General features: G+C 70.4%; 1 protein-coding gene. It reads right to left on the bottom strand.

The genetic code is table 11. The features are described from left to right. Positions 1 to 3287 (bottom strand): hypothetical protein (locus tag OXG55_16320; protein ID MCY4104802.1); only part of this gene is annotated, 3287 nt, incomplete at both ends.

Genomic DNA, 3287 nt, shown 5'->3' with positions numbered 1-3287 from the left:
TCGCGGCGCCGCTGCTGGAGGAGACGGTGTAGCCGTCGCCCGCGCTGACGGTGAGGGTGACCGAGCCGTCGGCCTCGTCGGCGCCGTCGTCGTCGGTGGCCACGGCGTGGCTGACGCTGCCTGTGGTGGGGATCGTCACCGTCGTCGCGCCGGTGGATGCGCCGAAGTCGCCCGATTGGGTGACCGCGACGTTGACCGTGAGCGGCGACGCCGGGGCGGGGTCGGCGGTGACCGTGAAGGACGCGGAGCCTCCCTCGGTTATCGCGCCGTCGGCGCTGACGCTGATCTGCGGCGTTGCCTGCTGCGCCCGCTGCTGGCGCAGCGCATCGAGCTTCTTGGCCACCTTCAGCACCAACGCCCAGCGCTGCGTCGGCTTGCCGGCCTGGACGCTTGCCGCGTGCTGCTGCAGCTCCTCGACGGTGAACCCGCCCTGCTGGCCGAGGATCGTCTTGAGCGCCTTGTTCCAGTTGGCAAGGGCGCGCGCGTTGCCTGTCACGTTCCTGTGGCGCTGTGTCATCGCCAGGATGAGACGCTCCGCCTGCGCCAACTCGGCGTCGGGGGCCGCGCCGTCGATGATCGCGAACTCCAGGCTCCGGTTGACCGGGATGTTCGTGGTATCTGAGCCGTCGAAGTAGACCGTGCCGGTGACCGTCAGGGTGAGCCGCTCGTACTCCTCGACGTGGTCGCCGATGGCGCGCAGCCAGAGCACGGCGCGTCCCGCGCCGGGCCCGAAGGTGATCCGCGACTCGGCGGCGTTGAGCGGATAGTCCCGGCTGACGCTCACGCCCGGGCTGGACGCGCTGTCCAGCGTCAGGGTGTAGTCGTCCAGCGGCGTGGCGCCGGATGAGCGCAACGTCGCCACCACCTCCTGGTTTTCCCCGAGGGCGCCGCCGCCGAGGCTGATCGTGATGATCTCGCTGTCGCCGCCCTCAGGCAGTTGGGCCAGACCGTGCGGCCAACCCGCCGGCTTCGGCGTGGGCGTGCTGGAGCCGCCGGAGCCGATGGCGTCGGAGGGCGGCGCGCCGGACCCATCGGAGTCCGTCGATGGCGGCGCGTTGGAGCCGATGGCGTCGGAGGGCGGCGCATTGGAGCCAACGGGGCCGACCGGGTTGCCGTTCTCGTCGCCGGGGCCGCCCTGTATCTGCGGCTGGCCGTTCGTGTCCGGCTGCGGGGGCTGGGGCGGCGAGTTCATGCCGACCGGCCCGCCGCCGTCGGTCACCTGCACCGTGATCGGATCGGCAGTGGAATTGTAGGCGCTGTCCGCCACCAGCCTCACCGTGATCGACCCGTCGGGCTCGGTGACGTTGTCACCCTTGGTGGGGATGTCGAAGCTGACGGCCCCGCTGAAGTACGAACTGGCGAGAATCGTCACCGAGTGTTGGATGTGCGGGTTGAAGCGGGCGGTGTCGATCACGTCGCCCGTCTGGCTGACCGTGTACTTGACGGTCACCGGTTCGTAGACGTCACCGATGTAGCGGACGGTGAAGGTGGCGTAGTCGCCCTCTCTGATGGTCCGCCCGTCGAGATCGGTGTGGTGAATGGTCCAATGCTTGCCGACGTCCAGGTGCACCGTCGGCGGCGGGACCGGGGCGTCGCTACTGCCCGTGAGGTCGATCGCGAGGGACGTCCACGCGTAGCCCGACTGCCGCCCCACAGTGCGCAGCTCCGAGTCCAGCAGCCCGGGCGAGCCGCACGCCGTGTTGGTGCGGTCCTGAGTCACTCCCGCTTGGAAGGCCGGCATCAGATGCACCCGCATCGGCTCCACCGTCACGCTGCCGTAGCCGCCGCCCGAGAGCGTGTGGGTGATGTCCACGCACTCGTTGTACACCCGCGGATTCACATAGATCCCGAACCCGGGCCTGAAATGCAAAGCGCCGCCGCTCTCGCGGACCAGGTCCTCGGGGTTGAGCGTGACCGTCAGCACGTCATCGGTGAAGGGGCCGTTCTCCCCATAGGGGGGAGCGGTCAGATCGAGATCCAGCGCGAACGCGACCCGGCCCGTCTCCGCGTTGGCGTTGTTGTTGTGGTCCACCGCCTTGATCGTCAAAGTGACCGGCCCTGTGGGCTGATAGCCGGGATGGAACCAGAAGTAGTAGTACATCGGGTTGTTGCGGTTGGGGTCGTGCTGGACGTACAGGTCGCGGTGCCAGTAGTAGTCGTCGGTGTTGATCGACCCGTCGGCATTGCGCGTCGAGGGATCCTCGTAAGCCGTGACCGTCCGCCTGCCGTCGGCCAGGATCTTCGCCCGGGGCAGGTAGTAGAACGGCGGCAGATGCCACTTGAGGTACGGGAACTCGTAGACCTCGGGCCGCGGTATCGGCGAGGCGATGTCGTCGTCGGCGATCACGAGGCGCACCGTGTGGGGGTCGCCGCGGCTGTAGAGGGCGTCGTTCTCCGGCAGGGTCCAGGTGAGGGTCCCGTAGTCGGCGTCGGCTGAGTTGTTGGTGACGCTGATGTCGAAGTCCACGCTCGTGCCGCCGCTGGGGATCGTGGCGCTTGACGGGACGGCGCCCGCGTAGCCCGAGCTGTAGGAGGAGCCCGAGGCGAGGCCGGCGACGGCGATGCCGCCGGGCAGCGCGGCCTGGTCCGATTGGATGCGGATGCGGCGGGTGCCGCCCTCGGCGATGTGGCCGTGGCCGCCCACCACCGACACGGTGAGAGTGGGCAGCGCGCCGCCCTCGTCGTCGGTCAAGACCAGCTGCTGGGAGAAGTCGCTGCCCCGGCCCACGCCGCCGCTGACGGTGGTGGCCAGGCCCCGGCCGCTGAGCACCGAGTCCGAGACCAGGGCCAGGGTCACGACCTCGTGCGCCGTGTCGCCGTCGTCGAGGCCCGACACCGGCGTGACGGTGACGGTCGCCTCCCGCACCTCCCCGCTGGCCGAGCCGGTGAAGAACAGCTTCGGCTCCGCCGACGCGAGGCCCGACGCGGTCACGCCCGCGCCCGTCGCCGCCACCGCGAAGTCCGGCGTGGCGTGGCCGGGCAGCCGCGCCCCCGTCGCGGTGGTCAGGGTCAGGCGAACCTCGATCATCTCCCGGACGTGGAGGGGGCGGGAGAGGGCAAGCTTGGCCACGGCGGTGTCGGTGGCGTCGCCCTCCGTCATCCGGGTGTCGTCGCTGGTCAGGGAGACCAGGGTGGCCTCGCCGTCCTTGACCAGCGCCTCGTCCGCCGGCTCCTCCGCGGAGACCGTGTACCCGGTGCAGCCCGTCCCGCCGACCACGCGGGCGGTGATGCTGCCGTCGGGCTCGTCCACGGCGGTGTCGGTGAAGGGCACCGAGAGGGTGCCCGTC

The sequence above is a fragment of the bacterium genome (assembly GCA_026708055.1).
GTDB lineage: Bacteria > Actinomycetota > Acidimicrobiia > Acidimicrobiales > CATQHL01 > VXNF01.
This window is presented reverse-complemented; position numbering and strand designations above follow the sequence as displayed.